Annotated in this window: 14 protein-coding genes; 4 read left to right on the top strand and 10 right to left on the bottom strand. The window is 73.2% G+C overall.

The annotated features are described in order from the left end of the window. Positions 1-15 precede the first annotated feature (15 nt). Entirely contained in the window at positions 16-1,167 is a 1,152-nt protein-coding gene (locus H7H31_RS18600; RefSeq protein ID WP_187063283.1) for an alpha/beta hydrolase, read from the top strand. 87 nt (positions 1,168-1,254) lie between these two features. Here the strand turns inward: H7H31_RS18600 and folE are convergent, their stop codons facing one another. The 6 genes from folE to dacB all read right to left on the bottom strand — a co-directional run bounded on the left by folE (position 1,255) and on the right by dacB (position 9,579). Then, a complete protein-coding gene (folE, locus tag H7H31_RS18595; RefSeq protein WP_187063282.1) occupies positions 1,255-1,860 on the bottom strand; it encodes a GTP cyclohydrolase I FolE in 606 nt (201 codons plus the stop codon). A gap of 267 nt (positions 1,861-2,127) precedes the next feature. Next, the gene (gene ftsH / locus H7H31_RS18590) at positions 2,128-4,155 is read right to left on the bottom strand and encodes an ATP-dependent zinc metalloprotease FtsH (protein ID WP_187063281.1); all 2,028 of its coding nucleotides are present in this window, start codon (positions 4,153-4,155) and stop codon (positions 2,128-2,130) included. Between the two features lie 235 nt (positions 4,156-4,390). After that, positions 4,391-4,930 carry a hypoxanthine phosphoribosyltransferase gene (gene hpt / locus H7H31_RS18585; RefSeq protein WP_176166198.1) on the bottom strand — a complete coding sequence of 180 codons (540 nt, stop codon included), beginning with the start codon at positions 4,928-4,930 and terminating at the stop codon, positions 4,391-4,393. A gap of 59 nt (positions 4,931-4,989) precedes the next feature. Beyond that, the gene (gene tilS, locus H7H31_RS34065; protein ID WP_232109941.1) at positions 4,990-6,435 is read right to left on the bottom strand and encodes a tRNA lysidine(34) synthetase TilS; all 1,446 of its coding nucleotides are present in this window, start codon (positions 6,433-6,435) and stop codon (positions 4,990-4,992) included. Positions 6,436-6,616: 181 nt separating this feature from the next. Then, positions 6,617-7,756: a zinc-dependent metalloprotease gene (locus tag H7H31_RS18570; RefSeq protein ID WP_187062244.1), complete on the bottom strand. Its 1,140-nt coding sequence runs from the start codon at positions 7,754-7,756 to the stop codon at positions 6,617-6,619. Positions 7,757-7,992: 236 nt separating this feature from the next. After that, entirely contained in the window at positions 7,993-9,579 is a 1,587-nt protein-coding gene (gene dacB, locus H7H31_RS18565) for a D-alanyl-D-alanine carboxypeptidase/D-alanyl-D-alanine endopeptidase (protein ID WP_187062243.1), read from the bottom strand. A gap of 86 nt (positions 9,580-9,665) precedes the next feature. Between dacB and H7H31_RS18560 the strand changes: the two genes are divergently transcribed. After that, positions 9,666-10,163, top strand: coding sequence for an inorganic diphosphatase (locus H7H31_RS18560; protein WP_176166200.1), 498 nt, complete (start codon positions 9,666-9,668; stop codon positions 10,161-10,163). A gap of 282 nt (positions 10,164-10,445) precedes the next feature. On the opposite strand, the gene H7H31_RS18555 is transcribed toward H7H31_RS18560, so the two are convergent. Both H7H31_RS18555 and H7H31_RS34060 read right to left on the bottom strand, forming a co-directional pair. Beyond that, positions 10,446-12,167, bottom strand: a complete 1,722-nt coding sequence (locus H7H31_RS18555; protein WP_187062242.1) for a threonine/serine exporter family protein — start codon at positions 12,165-12,167, stop codon at positions 10,446-10,448. A gap of 451 nt (positions 12,168-12,618) precedes the next feature. After that, a complete protein-coding gene (locus H7H31_RS34060; RefSeq protein ID WP_232109940.1) occupies positions 12,619-14,211 on the bottom strand; it encodes a DedA family protein in 1,593 nt (530 codons plus the stop codon). Positions 14,212-14,448: 237 nt separating this feature from the next. On the opposite strand from H7H31_RS34060, the gene H7H31_RS18545 reads away from it, so the two are divergent. After that, the gene (locus H7H31_RS18545) at positions 14,449-14,817 is read left to right on the top strand and encodes a YbjQ family protein (protein WP_187062241.1); all 369 of its coding nucleotides are present in this window, start codon (positions 14,449-14,451) and stop codon (positions 14,815-14,817) included. Positions 14,818-14,927: 110 nt separating this feature from the next. Here H7H31_RS18545 and H7H31_RS18540 read toward each other — a convergent pair whose 3' ends face one another. Next, positions 14,928-15,710 (bottom strand): MerR family transcriptional regulator, encoded by a 783-nt coding sequence (locus H7H31_RS18540; RefSeq protein WP_187062240.1) that lies wholly within the window; start codon positions 15,708-15,710, stop codon positions 14,928-14,930. Between the two features lie 122 nt (positions 15,711-15,832). Between H7H31_RS18540 and leuE the strand changes: the two genes are divergently transcribed. After that, positions 15,833-16,585, top strand: coding sequence for a leucine efflux protein LeuE (gene leuE, locus H7H31_RS18535; RefSeq protein WP_187062239.1), 753 nt, complete (start codon positions 15,833-15,835; stop codon positions 16,583-16,585). A gap of 157 nt (positions 16,586-16,742) precedes the next feature. Here the strand turns inward: leuE and H7H31_RS18530 are convergent, their stop codons facing one another. Beyond that, on the bottom strand, positions 16,743-17,177 hold the full coding sequence (locus tag H7H31_RS18530) for a DUF2267 domain-containing protein (protein WP_187062238.1): 435 nt from the start codon (positions 17,175-17,177) through the stop codon (positions 16,743-16,745). Between the last annotated feature and the right edge of the window lie 165 nt (positions 17,178-17,342).

The raw sequence follows: 17,342 nt of genomic DNA, 5'->3' as shown, positions 1-17,342 counted from the left end.
GTCAGAAAGCTCACCATGGGTCTCACCAGCAACAAGGTCGTGACGATCGCCGTCATCATGGCCGTGCTGTTCTTCACCGCCACCGTCTGGCTGTGGCCGAGGCTGGCCGGGCGTACCCCGTGGGCCGTCCTCGGCCGCGTCGGTACGCTGCTGGCCACCCAGGTCTCGGTGTTCTGCGCGATCGGCCTGTTCGCCAACCAGACCTTCGGCTTCTACGGCTCGTGGGCCGACCTCTTCGGCACCGAGGACACCCCCGGCGTGGTCGTGGACCACGACACGCCCGCCCACAAGCGGGTCAAGGTGATCAGCACCCGCAAGGTCAACGTGCCGGGCGGCGACAAGCCGAGCGTCGGCGGGCGCATCGAGAAGGTCACCGTGCAGGGCCCGACGTCCCGGATCGCCAGCCCGGCGTACGTGTACCTGCCGCCCGAGTACTTCAGCGAGCCCGACCGCGTCTTCCCCGCGACCGTGGTCCTCACCGGCTACCCCGGCACCGCCGAGGCGCTGATCAACGGCCTGAAGTACCCGCAGACCGCGCACAAGCTGGTCAAGCGGGACGAGATGCAGCCGATGGTGCTCGTCATGCTGCGGCCGACGGTCGCCCCGCCACGGGACACCGAGTGCGTGGACGTGCCGCGCGGCCCGCAGACCGAGACGTTCTTCACCAAGGACCTGCCGCACGCGATATCGGCGCACTACCGCACCGGCCGGGACGCGCGGAGCTGGGGCGTCATCGGCAACTCGACCGGCGGCTACTGCGCGCTGAAGATGACCATGCGCCACCCGAAGGCGTTCTCGGCCGGGGCCGGCCTCTCCCCCTCGTACGAGGCGCCCATCGACCGCACCACGGGCGACCTGTTCGGCGGCAGCAAGCAGCTCAAGCGGGAGAACGACCTGATGTGGCGGCTCGACCACAAGCCCGCGCCGCCGGTGTCCCTGCTGGTCACCAGCAGCAAGAAGGGCGAGCACAACTACAGGGACACCCTGAGGTTCATCGACAAGGTCAAGCGGCTGAACGCGGCCGGCGAACCGACCCGGATCTCCTCGATCCTGCTGGAGAGCGGCGGCCACAACTTCAACACCTGGCGCCGCGAGGTCGCCCCCACCCTCACCTGGATGGGCAGTCGCCTGGTGGCACCCGCGTCCCTCGCCTCCCCCGCTTCCTGACGCCCCGCGCCGCGCGGGCCCCGGCGCACCGACATGCGGCGCACCGACCACCGCGCACCGGCCCGCGGCGGCGGGGGTCGGGTTCGGCTAGCGGCCGATGATCAGGCTCATCGCCTCGGAGCGGGTGGCCGAATCGCGCAGTTGGCCACGGACGGCGGAGGTCAGCGTCTTCGCGCCCGGCTTGCGGATGCCGCGCATCGACATGCACATGTGCTCGCACTCGATGACGACGATCGCCCCGCGCGGCTCCAGTATCCGCATCAGCGAGTCCGCGATCTGCGTGGTGAGCCGCTCCTGCACCTGCGGGCGGCGCGCGAAGACGTCCACCAGACGGGCCAGCTTGGACAGCCCGGTGATCTTGCCGTCGCTGGACGGGATGTAGCCGACGTGCGCCACGCCACGGAACGGGACCAGGTGGTGCTCGCAGGTGCTGAACACCTCGATGTCCTTGACCAGCACCATCTCGTCGTGGCCGAGGTCGAACGTCGTGGTCAGTACGTCCTGGGGCTCCTGCCACAGGCCGGCGAATATCTCGCGGTACGCCCGGGCCACCCGCCCCGGCGTCTCCCGCAGCCCCTCGCGGTCCGGGTCCTCGCCGACGGCGATCAGCAGCTCGCGGATCGCGTTCTCGGCGCGCTTCTCATCGAACTCGCCGATGGTGCTCTCGCCGTCCAGGGTGACCGGGTCGGTCATGGGCGTTGCCTCGTTCCTCGCTCGTGCTGGTGCTGCCGACGCCATCCAGCCGTATGGCCGTACAGCCATCCAGCCGTACGCGGGACTCACCCGCGCATCCCGCGCCAAAGGCCGCGCCCCCCAGGCTAGAACCTGGGGGGCGCGGCCTACATTCCGGGCCGTGGGCGCCGTCCGTCATCGTGACGAACGCCACCCGGTCCGCGAGCCTGGCGCCGGCTCCCGGACCCAACCGCCACGGGCATCGCCCGGGCGGTGCGATCCGGTGGATCAGGCGTCGCCGCGCGGCGGCTCGTCCTGGAGTTCCGCCGTGTCCTCGGGCGTGCCGCCCTTGGCCAGGGTCGCGGACGCCGAGCCGTTGGCCGGGGCCAGCTCGCGGGGCGAGAGCACCGGCGGCCGGGTCGACGGCGTACGCCGCGAGGAGCCGGTCCAGGCCGGACGCAGCGGGCGCTTGACGACCGTGGAGAAGATCTCCGCCAGCTCCTCCTTGTTCAGGGTCTCCTTCTCAAGGAGGGCGAGCACCAGGTTGTCGAGCACGTCCCGGTTCTCGACCAGGATCTCCCACGCCTCGTTGTGCGCGTTCTCGATGAGCTTCTTGACCTCTTCGTCGACCAGCGCGGCGACCTCTTCCGAGTAGTCACGCTGGTGCGACATGTCGCGGCCGAGGAACGGCTCGGAGTTGTCGGAGCCGAACTTGATCGCGCCGAGCCGCTCGGTCATGCCGTACTGCGTGACCATCGCGCGGGCGGTGCGGGTCGCCTTGTCGATGTCGTCGGAGGCGCCGGTGGTCGGGTCGTGGAAGACCAGCTCCTCCGCCGCGCGCCCGCCCATCATGTACGCGAGCTGGTCGAGCATCTCGTTGCGCGAGGTGGAGTACTTGTCGTCCTCCGGCAGCACCATCGTGTATCCGAGGGCGCGGCCACGGGAGAGGATGGTGACCTTGTGCACCGGGTCGCTGTTCGGCGACGCCGCCGCGACCAGGGCGTGTCCGCCCTCGTGGTACGCGGTGGTCTTCTTCTCCTTCTCGCTCATGATCCGGGTCCGCTTCTGCGGGCCGGCCACGACGCGGTCGATGGCCTCGTCCAGGGCGTGGTTGTCGAGCAGCTTCTTGTTGCTACGGGCGGTCAGCAGCGCCGCCTCGTTCAACACGTTCGACAGGTCGGCACCGGTGAAGCCGGGGGTGCGACGGGCGACGGCCTGCAGGTCGACGTCCGGGGCGACCGGCTTGCCCTTCTGGTGGACCTTGAGGATCTCCAGGCGGCCCTGCATGTCCGGCCGGTCCACGGCGATCTGCCGGTCGAAGCGGCCGGGGCGCAGCAGCGCGGGGTCGAGGATGTCGGGCCGGTTGGTCGCGGCGATCAGGATGACGCCGCCCTTGACGTCGAAGCCGTCCATCTCCACGAGGAGCTGGTTCAGCGTCTGCTCGCGCTCGTCGTGGCCACCGCCCATGCCGGCGCCGCGGTGCCGGCCCACGGCGTCGATCTCGTCCACGAAGACGATCGCCGGGGCGTTCGCCTTGGCCTGCTCGAACAGGTCACGGACGCGGGAGGCGCCGACGCCGACAAACATCTCGACGAAGTCGGAACCGGAGATCGAGTAGAACGGCACGCCCGCCTCACCGGCGACGGCGCGCGCGAGGAGCGTCTTGCCGGTGCCGGGGGGGCCGTACAGCAGCACACCCTTGGGGATCTTGGCGCCGACGGCCTGGAACTTCGCGGGCTCCTGCAGGAACTCCTTGATCTCGTGGAGTTCCTCGACCGCCTCGTCGGACCCGGCGACGTCGGAGAACGTCGTCTTCGGGGTGTCCTTGGTGATCAGCTTGGCCTTGGACTTCCCGAAGTTCATGACCCGGGAGCCGCCGCCCTGCATCTGGTTCATCAGGAACAGGAAGACGACGACGATCAGCACGAAGGGAAGCAGCGACAGCAGGATGCCGATGAACGGGTTCTGCTTCGACTGGGAGACCGTGTACCCGTCGGGGATCTGGTCCTTCTCGGCGTTGGCCTGAAGCGTCGTGGCGATCCGGACGCCCTGGTCGCCGATGTAGTTGGCCTGCAGCTTCCGGCTGCCCGAGATCTCGTCCTCGCCGTCCTTCAGCTGGATCTTGATCTTGTGCTCGTCGCCGGTCGTCAGCTCTGCGGATTTGACTCGGTTCTTGTCGATCGCATTGACGACCTCGCTGGTGTCCACCGACTTGTAGCCGCCGGACGAACCGACGACCTGCATCAACACGACCACGGCGAGGACGGCCAGCACGATCCACATGACCGGCCCACGGAAGTAGCGCTTCACGTCCATCCATACGGGGCGGAATCGCCCCGTCCCTCCTGCCACAGTGAGGCACGGAACCCTCTCGCGAGAGCTGCTTGTGCGTGCGGTGTTTTACTCGGTCTGAAAAGACTGACCTTCGGACGGTACCCCAGCATCGTCACCAGGCGCCGCCACGGGCGGTTAACGAAATGGCCTTCCCCTGCTTCAACGGTGGGAAACGGTGACCGGTTCCCGCCGCGGCCCGGGGCCGGGGGCCGACCGCTCAACCGCCGTAGACGTGCGGTGCCAAAGTGCCCACGAAGGGCAGGTTGCGGTACTTCTCCGCGTAGTCGAGGCCGTATCCCACGACGAACTCGTTGGGGATGTCGAAGCCGATCCACTTCACGTCGATGTCGACCTTGGCCGCCTCCGGCTTGCGCAGCAGGGTGACGACGTTGAGCGAGGCCGGGTTGCGCGAGCCCAGGTTCGACAGCAGCCAGGACAGCGTCAGGCCGGAGTCGATGATGTCCTCGACGATCAGCACGTCACGGCCGGCGATGTCGGTGTCCAGGTCCTTGAGGATGCGCACCACCCCGGAGGACTGGGTGCCGGCGCCGTACGAGGACACCGCCATCCAGTCCATCGTGACGGGGGTGGAAAGGGCCCGCGCCAGGTCGGCCATGACCATCACGGCGCCCTTGAGGACGCCGACGATCAACAGGTCCTTGCCCTGGTACTCCGCGTCGATCTTGGCCGCCAGCTCGGCCAGCTTCGCGTCGATCTCTTCCTTGGTGATGAGCACCGACTGGAGGTCGGTGCCCATGTCCTTGTCGTCCACCCGCGCCACTCTCGCTTGGTTCACGCTTACCAGGCTCGGGCGAATCAGCCCTGCCGGATGACCAGTCTGCCACCCTGCCTGAGCACCTCGATGCGGCCGGGCAGGTTGATGGCGCGCTGACCGTGCCAACTGGTGATCAGTCGGTCCACCTCTTCGATGTGCCGGGCGAAGAGCGAACCCGCAGGTGAGCCGGCTGCGATGGCCACCCGGCGGAGCACCCTGCGGCGCACGGCGGCCGGCAGGTCGCGCAGCGCGGCGGTGTCGAGCGAATCGATGACGTCACAGGGCTCCGCGGCGGCGCTCGGCCGGGAGCGGGTGAGGGAGCCGACGGAGCCCGCGGCGGGGGCGGGGGAGGCTCCGGCGGCGGGAGAGGCCCCGACGGCGGGTGGCGCGGGGGACGGTCCGCCGGCGGGGGCGTCGGCGGTGGGGCGTACGGCGGCGCGGGCGCCGGGGGGCGCGGACGTGGGGCGGGGGGTCGGGTGGGAGGGGGCGGTGGGGCGGGTGGGGACCGTCGCGCGGTCCTTGGGGACGGGGCGGACGGCGCGCGCGACGGCCTCCGCCTCGGCGGCCCAGGCGTCCAGGGCGTCCGCGTCGTCGCGGGAGAGCTTCGCCGTACGGGCCAGGGCCTCGACGACGCCCTTGCCGAGCGCCTTCTCCAGCATGGGCAGCGCCTCGTGGCGCACCCGGGAGCGGGTGAACGCCGGGTCGGCGTTGTGCGGGTCGTCCCACACCGGCAGCGACTGGGCCAGGCACGCCCGGCGGGCGGTCTGCCGGTCGAGGTGCAGGAACGGGCGGCGGTAGCGCCCGCCCTCGCCGGAGACGACGGCCATGCCGGACAGCGAGCGGGTGCCCGAGCCCCGGGCGAGCCCGAGCAGCACCGTTTCCGCCTGGTCGTCGCGGGTGTGGCCGAGCAGGACGGCGCGGGCGCCGTACCGCTCGGCGGCGTGGTCGAGCGCCCCGTACCGGGCGTCGCGGGCGGCTGCCTCGGGGCCGCCGTCGCGGCCGACGGCCACGGCGATGGACTCGACGGGGTCCAGGCGCAGCGCGCGCAGCCGCTCGCAGACCTCGACGGCGCGCGCGTCGGAGCCGGGTTGCAGCCCGTGGTCGATGGTGATGCCGCCGGCCCGCAGCCCCAGCTTCGGGGCCTCGAAGGCAAGGGCGGAGGCGAGCGCCATGGAGTCGGCGCCGCCGGAGCACGCGACGAGGATCAGCGGGCGCGGGTCGGCCGCGGCGTCCAGCGGGGAGCCACCGGGCGCGGGAACGACACCGCGGGCGGCGGCGCGGGCGGTCTCGGGGCCGCGGGCGGCGGGGGGCGAGGGGGGAGCCGGGGGCGCCGCGGGAGCGGGCGGGGCCGCGGGGGACGTGAGGGAGGGGGAGAAGGGGGATGAGGGAGAGGGGGAGGAGGAGGGGGAGTTGATGTCGGCGAGGACGTCTTGGAGTACGCGGCGAACCGCCAGGCGTATCGCGGCGACCGCTGGATGGGGACCCATGTCCGTTTCCCATCTTTCAATCGGGGGGTGCCTCGGGAGCCCGATGAGGCTCCAGTCACGCTAAGTATGTAGATGGTGACAGAGCCGAGCTGTTACCCGAGCATCGCACGCCTACCCGTTGCCGAGGGTCCCTCAGACGAGTGATGAAGTGGTCGTTCACCTGCCTCCTGGCGTGCGTGCCCTACGACTCTGCCTTACGGTGCACCCTCGCGACCCAGTCCGCCGGTTTGTGGATCTCGGCCTTGGTCGGGAGGGTGTTCGGGGACGTCCAGACGCGGTTGAAGCCGTCCATGCCGACCTCGCCCACCACGGCCCGCACGAACCGCTCCCCGTCCCGGTACTGCCGCAGCTTCGCGTCCAGGCCGAGCAGCTTGCGCAGCGCCTGGTCGAGCCGGCCGGCGCCGCTGGCCCGGCGCTTCTGGAACTTCTCCCTGATCTCCGCGACGGAGGGCACGACGGACGGCCCCACGCCGTCCATGACGAAGTCCGCGTGCCCTTCGAGCAGCGACATCACGGCCGTCAGCCGGGCCAGGATCTCGCGCTGCGCCGGGGTCTGCACCAGCTCCACGATGCTGCGCCCGCCGCGCTCGACCGGGCCCCCGTCGGGGTGCTCGGGGCGGTTTCCGGTCAGCGACTGGGCGGCCTCGCGCAGCCGCTCCAGGAGGGTGGCCGGGTCGACGTCGGTCTCGCCGAGGAACGCCTGGATCTCGGACTCCAGGTGGTCGCGCAGCCAGGGCACGGCCGTGAACTGGGTGCGGTGCGTCTCCTCGTGCAGGCACACCCACAGCCGGAAGTCGTGCGGGTCCACGTCCAGCTCCCGCTCGACGTGCACGATGTTGGGCGCGACGAGCAGCAACTGGCCACCGCCGGTGCCGCCCGGCAGGTCGCGGCTGGCCGGCGCGAACGTCTCGTACTGGCCGAGCACCCGGGAGGAGAGGAACGAGAGCAGCATGCCCAGCTCGACGCCCGTCACCTTGCCGCCGACGGCGCCGAGCACGGCCCCGCCCGGCGTGGCGGAGCGGCGGCTCCGCATCTTGTCGAGCAGCGGCCCGAGCACGGTGCGGAACCCGGCGACGTTCGCCCGCACCCAGCCGGCCCGGTCCACGACCAGCACCGGCGTGTCCGCGAACTCACCGCCGGCCGGCGCCATCCGGGTGAACGCGCGCACGTGCTCCTCCGACGCCTTGGCGTGCCGGCGCAGCTCCTGAACCGCCGCCCGCGCCTCGTCCTGGCTCACCTCGGGACCCGACCGCGCGAACCGGATGGCGGTCGCCACCGCGAGATTCCAGTCGACCATCTCGACACCACCGATGCTCGTCATGGCTTCACGGTACGTGGGCCTCCCCGATGTGGGGTAGCGAACGATGTTTCCGCTCGGCTGGCGGACATCCCGGCGGCCGGCCCCGACACCCCGCGTGGCCTGCGCCCCGACCGCCCGCCCGGCCCGGCCGACCCGCGCCGGGAGCGGCCGGCGCGTCGGCGGCGGGGCGGCGGCGCGTCGGCGGCGCGTCGGCGGCGGAGCAGGACGGCAGTGGGTGGGCTCAGCGGCGGGGTGGGTCAGCGGCAGCCGCAGTTGGCCACCGCCGAGGCCAGCCGGTCGAGCACGCGCTGGGCCGCGGCCGGGTCGGTGCTGCCGTTGGTGAGGAAGGCGAAGGTCAGCAGCCGGCCGTCGGCGTCCACGACCGTCCCGGCCAGGGTGTTGACCCCGAACAGGGTGCCGGTCTTGGCCCGTACGACGCCCCGGCCGACGGACTCCTCCCCGTACCGGTCGCGCAGCGTCCCGGTGAAGCCCGCGACGGGCAGCCCGGTGAGCACGGGGCGCAGCGCGGGCTGGTCCGGGCCGGCCGCCCGCGCCAGGAGCTGGGCCAGCAGCCCGGCCGAGACCTTGTCGGCGCGGTCCAGGCCGCTGCCGTCGGCGAGGTGGGTGCCGGCCACGGGCAGGCCGAGCCGCTTGAGCCGGGCGGTGACCGCGGCGCGCCCGCCGGCGAAGCTGGCCGGGTGCCCGGTGGCGCGGGCGGTGTGCCGGGTCAGGGCCTCGGCGATGTCGTTGTCGCTGTACGTCAGCATGCGCTCGACCAGCGATGACAGCGGCTGGGAACGGACGCTGGCCAGCGTCCGCCCGGGCCCGCCGGCGCCGCCCTTGCCGTCCTCGGCGCCGCCCTTGGCGTCCTTGCCGCCCTTGGCGTCCTTGTCCCCGGCGCCGGTGGGGCGGGGGTCGCCGGTGACCTTGACGCCGCGGTCGCGGAGCAGCCTGGCGAAGGCGCGGGCCGCCTCGGCCGCGGGGTCCTTCACCCGGTCGGCGGGGCCTCGGTCGGAGTCGTCGCGGCGGCCCTCGTCCACCATGAGCGCCGTGACGGGGGCGAGGTTCTCGTTCGGCAGGATCGGGTGCCGGCTGGTGTCGGCGTACAGCGAGGTGTCGTAGTCGAGCCGGACCGTGTGCTCGCCGCGGGCGCGCAGCGCGCGGGCGGTCTCGTCGGCCAACTGGCGCAGGCTGGCGGGGTGCGATCCGTCGGGGCCCCGGGTGGCCCGGGCGGTGAGGGTCGGGTCGCCGCCGCCGACCAGGACGATGCGGCCCGGGGCGTTCGGGGCGGCGGTGACGCGGGTGGTCAGGCGGTGGCCGGGGCCGAGGGCGGAGAGCGCGGCCACGCCGGTGGCGATCTTGACGGTGGAGGCGGGGATGGCGCCGGTGCCCGCCTTGGCCCCGTAGAGCTGCCGCCCGGTCGCCACGTCCACCACCGCGCCCGCGCGCAGCGGCCCGAGCGCGTCGTCCCGCAGCAGCGGTTCGAGGGCGTCGGCGAGGCCCGGCCCGGTGGGCACCGGGACGGACCGCTCGCCGGTGTCCGGGCTCGGGGACGCGAGGGGCGCGCCGAGCGGGGCGAGTACGGGGGACGCGCCGGGCGCCCGGGCCGGGTCCGGGCCGGGCCGGCCGTCGTCGCCCGGGTGCGCTCCGGAGGCGGCCCGCTGGCGCTCGGCCGTACGCTGGCCGGAGTCCCAGGGACCGGCCGCGACCACGCAGGTCGCCGCGACCGCGAGGCCGACCACGGCGGAACCCGCCGCGAGCAGACCCGTTCGACGCTGCTCCACGGTGGCCGCCCGCCACGGGCCCGACCACCCGCTCAACCGCCATCTGGCCTCGTCAGGCATCTTCGAGCAGCCCCTTTCGCAACCACACACCTGCGTGAGGGACACTTAACCACCCGAACTATGTGCTGATCATGGAGGAGCCACCCGTGGAGTTCGACGTCACCATCGAGATCCCGAAGGGTTCGCGGAACAAGTACGAGGTGGACCACGAGACGGGTCGCATTCGCCTCGACCGTCGACTCTTCACCTCGACCAGTTACCCGGCCGACTACGGATTCGTGGAGAACACCCTTGGCGAGGACGGTGACCCGCTGGACGCGCTGGTCATCCTCGACGAGCCGACCTTTCCCGGTTGTCTGATCAAGTGCCGCGCGATCGGCATGTTCCGGATGACGGACGAGGCCGGCGGCGACGACAAGCTGCTCTGTGTTCCCGCGTCCGACCCGCGCGTGGAGCACCTGCGCGACATCCACCACGTCTCCGAGTTCGACCGCCTGGAGATCCAGCACTTCTTCGAGGTGTACAAGGACCTGGAGCCCGGCAAGTCCGTCGAGGGCGCCAACTGGGTGGGGCGTGCCGAGGCCGAGGCCGAGGTCGAGGCGTCCATCAAGCGCCTTGAGGCGTCCGGCGGCGCCCACCACTGACGCTCCGGCGCGCCAGGCGCCGCGCCGGCCGGCGCGGCTCCGGCGCTGCCCGGTCTGGCCGGTCTGGCCGGTCTGACCAGCCGGCGCCCTCGCCAGCCGGTCTGACCAGGCGGCGCACTGAGCCAGCACAGCACCGATGGGCGGGACCCGAACCGGGTCCCGCCCATCGGCGTGCCGGGCCGACCCGGCGGCGTCCGGGCCCCGCTGGCGTCCGGCCGCCGGGGCCGGGGCGGGCGGCCACCCGCTGGAGCCCGAGGTCGCACGGGCGCGGCCAGGGCCGGGCTAGAAGCCTCGCGTCCGCTTGGCCGCGCGGCGCAGCGGGCCGCCCACGTCGGTGCCGGGCACCGGCGCCCGCAGGAAGAGGCGGGCGATCTCGTTGCCGAGGTTCACTCCGATGGCGATGGCCAGCGCCAGCGAGGCCGCGCGGGTGAGCGAGGCGATGCCGGAGTCCATGTTCTTCTGGGCCAGCGCGAGCAGCCCGAAGTACGTCGCGCTACCCGGCAGCAGCGGCCCGATCGCGGCCGTGACGTACGGCAGCGCCGACGCGTACCGGTAGCGGGACAGCAACTGGCCGAAGAGGCCGACCAGGCCGGCGGCGGCGGCGGTGGAGGCCACCGCGGGGATGCCGGCCACGTCGTGCATCGAGCCGTAGACCAGCCAGGCCACGCCGCCGTTGAGCGTCGCGAACAGCACCGTGGAACGTTCCTGCTGGAGCAGTACGCAGAACGCCAGGGCCAGCAGCATGGCCGAGAAGAGCTGCACGACGGGCCGTTCGTCGCCGCGCAGCGCCGCCTCCGGGTTGAAGTTGGCGCCCAGCCGCAGGCCCACGTACAGCACCGTGAGCACCCCCACGACGATGCCGACGATCAGGTACATCACCTCGAGGAGGCGCGCGGCGGCGGTGATGTAGTAGCCGGTCAGGCCGTCCTGGACGCCGGCGACCAGCGCTCGCCCGGGGATCAGCGCGAACAGCCCACCGGTGATCACGGCCGAGCCCTGCACGTTGGCGTGGGCCAGGCTGAGCGCGACGCCTATCGCGCCCGGCGGCATCGCCGCCGCCACGAACTGGTAGAACTCCGGCAGCCCGCGCCCGGACGCCAGCCAGGCCAGCCGGTCGCCGAGCATCGCGCCCAGCGCCGCCGCGACGAACACCAGCCAGCCGCCGCCGACCAGCAGGCTCGCCGCGCCCGCCAGCGCGCCGGAGGCCACGGTCAGCGCCCAGCCGGGATACGGGTGCCGGTTACGCCGTATCTCGGCGAGCCGCCGGTACGCCTCCTCGGTGGTGAAGTCGTCCTGCGAGGTGATGTCGTCGACGAGCCGGAAGACCGCCGCGAGCCGCGTGTAGTCCACCGCTCTGCGCCGCACCGTCCGGCTGGCCGTGATCGGGTCGTCCACCAGCGAGGGCTGGTACGAGATGGACAGCAGCGTGAAGGTGACGGTCGGCTCGCAGCGTTCGAGGCCGTACGCGTGGGCCACGCCGAACATGGCCGCCTCGACGTCCTCGGCGCCCTCGCCGCCGGCGAGCAGGATCTCGCCGATCCGCAGCGTGATGTCGAGCACGCGGGGGACGGCGTGCACGGACTCCTCGTGCTTCTCGACCCGCTCGGGCGCCGGGCGCTCGCCCACCGGCATGCGCAGCATCGTGCGCATCCGGTCCTGCCAGGGCGTCTCCTTGGTCAGCCGGATGACGGGGATGCCGTGCGGGGGCGTGAACGCCGGGCCGCGCGGGGCGCCGCGTGACGTGCCGTACCCGGAGGCGGTGCTGCCGATCGGCCCGCCGGTGGGCTGCTCGGCGGCGCCGGGCGGCACGAACGCCGAGCCCTCGGCCTCGTTCGGCCCCTCCACCACCTCCGGCGGCAACCCGCTCGGCAGGGCGAACTCCGATGTCGGGTGCTCGTCCTCGGTCGGGTGGGAGGGCATCGGCAGACCGAGCGGCGGTGTGAACGCGCTGTGCGCCTCATCCGACTGAGGCTTGTGCTCCCCCGCCTCGTCTATGTCACCCATGCCCGACCTGCTTTGCGACTGTGACGCCACGTGCCCTCTCTCCTCGCCCGCCTTCCGTACCCTCGCCGACGCCTGATCATCGGCCCGGGGCACCCAGTGTGCAACGTCTTCCCGCGTCGGCCCGGGTCACCCTCCCCCGTCGGCGCGGGTGGCGGTACGGGCACGCTCCGTGACGGTGCCAACGCGCGGTGACGGCGCCGCGCGTTGTGATGATGGTTGCCCCGCCCGCGCCCGCCAACAGCCTCAACGCGCCCGGCCGCGCCAGCACTGGGGGGTGGTCGACCCGCTAGGGGGCGGCCGGCCGCGCCCGCTCGCCGCCCCCCGCGGACGCACGAGCACCGCCCGCCGGGGCGGGTTGTGACGCACGACGGGGGCGGGTCCAGGCCACCCGTCCCGGCCCATGCGTCGGCCCCCGGGGCGCCGCCCCCGGGGGCCGTGGGAACGCGTCGGTTCAGCGCCGCGCGTGACGCCCGTACGAGCCGGGCGGGTCCTGCGGACCGTGCGGGTCCTGCGGGTTGTACGGGTCCTGCGGGTCGTACGGGCCCTGCGCGCCGTGGCCGCTCTGTCCGGCGTACGGGTCGTGCGGGTCCTGGCCGCCCTGCCCGGCGTACGGGTCCTGCGCGGGGTGCGCGCCGTCGGGCTGGTAGGAGCGCTGGTCGTGGGCCGGGTCGTAGGCCGCCGCCCCGGCGCCGTACCCCTGCGCCTGGCCGTCGCCGGGCGACGGCTGCGCGCCCTGGCCCGGGTGCGCCCCGTAGCCGGCCTGGGCGCCATGGTCCGGCTGCTGGCCGTACCCCTGTCGCGGCTCGTACGACCCCTGGTAGTCGCCCTGCGGCACCACCTGGTCCGGGTATCCCGGCTGGGCCTGGTGACCCTGTTGGCCCTGGTAGCCCTGCTGGGGCTGGTGGGTCCGCGGTGCCGGCTGGCCCTGGCCTTGGCCCTGGTAGCCGGGGCCGGGCTGGGGCTGCTGGCCGTGGCCGGCCGGGTAGCCGCCCTGGGCCCGTGGGGTCTGGTAGCCAACACCGGGGTTGTGCTGGGCCGGCGCGGGCCGCTGGCCCGAGTGCTGCGGGTAGCCCTGCTGGGCCGGTCCGCCCGGGTGGCCCTGCCCCGGCTGCCCGGGCCGCTGCTGCTGGCCGGGCTGCTGGGCCTGCTGCGGGCGCTGGGCCTGCTGCTGGCCCGGCTGACCCTGGTACTGCCGCGGGTGCTGCTGCTGGCCCTGGTGTGGGCGCTGGCCCTGCTGCGGGGTGGCGCCGCCGGGCTGGCCGAACACGTCGGCGCGGGCGCCGCCTGGGCCGCCGAGGCCAGGGCCCGAGGGCCCGCCGCCGATCGGCTCGCCGGGGGTCTGGGGCGTGTCGCCGGCGGCCTCGGCGGTGGAGGGCGCGGCGGCCCTGGACGCCGTGGCGCCGCCGTCGGCCGCGGCGGCCTTCTTGTTCTGGCTGCGGGCGCGCAGCACCTCGATGATGATCGGCAGCACCGAGAGCAGCACGATGCCGATGAGCATCGCCTCGATGTTGGAGTGCACCCAGTCGACCTTGCCGAGCGCCGCGCCGAGCAGCGTGACGCCCGCGCCCCACAGCACGCCGCCGATGACGTTGAACGTGATGAACGAGCGGTAGTTCATCCGGCTCACGCCCGCGATGATCGGCGTGAAGGTCCGCACGATCGGCACGAAGCGGGCCAGGACCAGCGACTTGGGCCCGTACTTCTCGAAGAAGTCGTGCGCCTTCTCCACGTTCTCCTGTTTGAAGAGCTTGGAGTCCGGTCGTTTGAAGAGCGCGGGTCCCACCTTGCGGCCGAAGAGATAGCCGGCCTGGTCGCCGGCGACGGCCGCGACCACCACCAGGAGGCAGACGAGCCACAGGTTCATGTCGATCATGTCTGTGGTGACGAAGAGGCCGGTGGTGAACAGGAGCGAGTCACCCGGCAGGAAGAAGCCGATGAGCAGGCCCGACTCGGCGAAGACGATGGCGAGCACGCCGTAGATGCCGAACTGGTCGATCAGGTGGTCCGGGTCCAGCCAACTGGGGCCGAGCGCGAGAGTGGTCACGGGTGACGAGGCTCCTGGATCAGGGGGTGCAGGCGACGCGTGGTGCCCGGCCGCGGTCGGAGGAGCGGAACTGAGTGCGGCTGGGTTCGGATAGTCGGCCCAAAACTATCAACGCCAGACGCCGAGCACCGGTTCCAGGCCGGCCAACCCGGAGCGCCCCGCGTGCGTCATCTCACGGGAACGGGAAACCCGCACCTCACGCGCCCAACCGGCGCGCACCTCACAGAAAGCAGGCGCATGAGCATCGAAGAGTACGGCGGCGGCCAGCAGGAGCACTCCGACGTCCTGGTCGTGACGACGAACGACGTACCGGGCCACGACGTCCAGCGGGTCATCGGCGAGGTCTTCGGGCTCACCGTTCGCTCCCGCCACCTGGGCAGCCAGATCGGCGCCGGCCTGAAGTCCATGGTCGGCGGCGAGCTGAAGGGGCTGACCAAGACGCTGGTCGAGACCCGCAACGAGGCGATGGAGCGGCTGGTCGAGCAGGCCCGGGCGCGCGGCGCGAACGCGGTCCTGATGATGCGCTTCGACGTGGCGTCCGGCTCCGACGTGGGCACGGAGGTCTGCGCGTACGGCACGGCGGTCGTGCTCGCGCCCAGGGCCTGACGGCCCGCCCCCGCGCCGCCGGGCGCGCTGCCGCCCGGCGGGGCCCGGCCGACGCCGACCGGGCCCCTGGGCCGGCCGCCGGGCCCGCCGGCGCCCGCCCCGGTTCGCGGCTAGGCGCTCTCGCGCCCGCCGTCGCCGCCGTGCCGCTCCGCGTTGGCCACGATGGCGTCCCGCAGGTAGCGGGCGAGCCCCGGGGCGACGGCCTCGTAGGTGGCGGTGAACCGCGGGTCCGTGACGTACATCTCGCCGAGCGCGGTGTGCGTCTCGTACGGGCAGTCGTAGTACCAGCGGCAGACGCGCCGCCGGTGCTCCTCCGCCACGTCCATCGCGGCCGGGGACCCGGCCGGTTGCCCGGCGCGCAGCACGGCGACGGTGCGCCGCTCCCAGTCCGCCTCCTCCTCCTTGATCCGCAGCCAGTCCTCCTTGGTGTACGCGGCGGTCCTGCGCCGCGACTGCGCGTACGCCTCCGTGTGGCCCCAGCGGCGCTCCACCTCCGCCGCGTGCGCGTCGGGGTCGTGGTCCCCGAAGACCTCGAACTTCTCCTCGGGGGTCAGGTCGATGCCCAGTGTTCTCGCCTCCATGGCGCGTTCGACAGCGGCGACCATGGCCTGGAGCCGGTCGACCCGGGCGGTCAGCAGACCGTGCTGGCGCCGCAGGTGGGCCCGCGGGTCGGCGTCCGGGTCGTCCAACAGGGCCGCCACCTCGTCGAGCGGGAAGCCGAGCTCGCGGTAGAACAGGATGCGCTGGAGCCGGTCGAGATCGGCGTCGGCGTAGCGGCGGTGGCCCGCCCGGCTGCGGGCGCTCGGCGCGAGCAGCCCGATCTCGTCGTAGTGGTGCAGCGTGCGCACCGTCACCCCGGCGAACCCGGCGACCTGTCCCACGGTGTAGCCCATCACCCCGCCCTTCCGGTTTCTCGGTACGCCGTCCACGGTGCGTCCTCACGCCGCGTGAGGTGCAAGCCCGTATAGCGGAAAGGGCTTGGGCGCGGGTCGGGCCGGATGGCATCCTGCGCTCCATGCTGGGGATAACGGACCTTCCGACCTACCTCGCGGGCCTCGCGCTGATCATTCTGCTGCCGGGCCCGAACTCGCTCTACGTGGTCTCCGTCGCCGCCCGCCGCGGCCCGCGCGTCGCGTACCAGGCGGCCGGCGGCGTGCTGTGCGGCGACACGGTGCTCATGATCCTTTCGGCGGGCGGCGTCGCCTCGCTGCTGCAGGCCAGCCCGGTGGCGTTCACAATCGTGAAGTTCGCGGGGGCGGGCTATCTGACCTGGCTGGCGATCGGGATGCTGCGGGGCGCCTGGGCGCTGTGGCACCGGCGCGCGGAGCGGGCCGACCTCGCGGACGCGGCGCGCGGTGCGGACGGGGGCGCGGACGGGGGTGCCGTCACCGCGCTCTCCTCCGACGCGGAGGCCGCCGGCGGGCGGGCCGGTCAGGGGGCGGTGGCGAAGGGCCGGGCCTCTGGCGAGCGGCCGTTTCGGCGGGCGCTCGTGGTGAGCCTGCTCAACCCCAAGGCGATCCTGTTCTTCATCTCGTTCTTCGTGCAGTTCGTCGACCCCGACTACCCGCACCCGGTGCTGTCGTTCGTCGCGCTCGGCGCCTGGGCGCAGTTGTTCAGCATCACCTACCTGTCGATCCTGATCTTCAGCGGCACGTTCCTCGCGGCGACCTTCCGCCGCCGCAAGCGGCTGACCGCCGGCCTGTCGGCCGGCGCGGGCGCCGCCTTCCTCGGCTTCGCCGTCAAGCTCTCGCTGGCCAGCGCCGGGTAGCGCGGCCGACGGGCAGGCGGGCGGACAGGCCGGCGACGGGCGCTCGCCCCGTATCGCCCGCCCCGCGTCACCCGCCTCGCCTCGCCCGGTCGGCCGAGCCGGGCGGGGGCCCGGTCGGCTCGGCCGGTGCGGGATGCGGCGTGGGGCGCGGCGCGGGTCAGGCGGACTGGGTCAGCTCGGCCCGGCCGAACAGCAGCGCGTACCCGGACGGAAGCTGCGCGAGGATGCGGCCCAGGAGGATCGGGCCGGCCACCTGGCCGACGACGGAGAGGACGGCCCCGGCGTCCCAACGGGTGGTGGCCAGCGTGCCGCCCGTGCGCGTGGACAGGTCCTTGACGAAGGCCCAGCCGGTCAGCGGCTTGAGGGCGGGGATCTCGTCGGTGAGGACGGTGGCGGCCTCGGTGGGGAGGCAGGCGGCGAGGTCGACGCGTTCGTCGCCGGTGAGCTGGCGCCCCAGGGCCGCGAGCACCGCCCGCGTCACGTCCTCGGCCCGCTCCCGGGTGGGGTACGCGCCCTCGTAACGGATCTTCTCCAGCATCTGGTGAAACGTCATGCCGGTGGGGGCACTGGCCGGTTCACGCAGCGAAAGCATGAGGGGTCGCCTTTCTCGTCGTGTGGCGTCGCACTGCGCGAGGGCCGACCGGGCAAGCGCCGGCCGGCCCTCGCTGAGGTGAAAGGGGATCTACGAAGAGGGAGCTACGAAGGGGAACCGCGAAGGGGGAGTCTCCGCGCGACCGCGCGGGGCCTGCCGCGCGGG

The organism is Streptomyces buecherae, from assembly GCF_014295035.1.
In the GTDB taxonomy this organism is placed as follows: Bacteria; Actinomycetota; Actinomycetes; order Streptomycetales; family Streptomycetaceae; genus Streptomyces; species Streptomyces youssoufiensis.
This window is presented reverse-complemented; position numbering and strand designations above follow the sequence as displayed.

Coding starts and splice junctions, on each gene's coding strand:
- tilS (WP_232109941.1), bottom strand. CDS start 6,435: ATGGGTCCCCATCCAGCGGTCGCCGCGATACGCCTGGCGGTTCGCCGC.
- dacB (WP_187062243.1), bottom strand. CDS start 9,579: ATGCCTGACGAGGCCAGATGGCGGTTGAGCGGGTGGTCGGGCCCGTGG.
- H7H31_RS18555 (WP_187062242.1), bottom strand. CDS start 12,167: ATGGGTGACATAGACGAGGCGGGGGAGCACAAGCCTCAGTCGGATGAG.
- H7H31_RS18530 (WP_187062238.1), bottom strand. CDS start 17,177: ATGCTTTCGCTGCGTGAACCGGCCAGTGCCCCCACCGGCATGACGTTT.
- H7H31_RS18540 (WP_187062240.1), bottom strand. CDS start 15,710: ATGGGCTACACCGTGGGACAGGTCGCCGGGTTCGCCGGGGTGACGGTG.
- H7H31_RS18545 (WP_187062241.1), top strand. CDS start 14,449: ATGAGCATCGAAGAGTACGGCGGCGGCCAGCAGGAGCACTCCGACGTC.
- hpt (WP_176166198.1), bottom strand. CDS start 4,930: ATGGGCACCGACCTCCAGTCGGTGCTCATCACCAAGGAAGAGATCGAC.
- leuE (WP_187062239.1), top strand. CDS start 15,833: ATGCTGGGGATAACGGACCTTCCGACCTACCTCGCGGGCCTCGCGCTG.
- H7H31_RS18600 (WP_187063283.1), top strand. CDS start 16: ATGGGTCTCACCAGCAACAAGGTCGTGACGATCGCCGTCATCATGGCC.
- H7H31_RS18570 (WP_187062244.1), bottom strand. CDS start 7,756: ATGACGAGCATCGGTGGTGTCGAGATGGTCGACTGGAATCTCGCGGTG.
- ftsH (WP_187063281.1), bottom strand. CDS start 4,155: ATGGACGTGAAGCGCTACTTCCGTGGGCCGGTCATGTGGATCGTGCTG.
- folE (WP_187063282.1), bottom strand. CDS start 1,860: ATGACCGACCCGGTCACCCTGGACGGCGAGAGCACCATCGGCGAGTTC.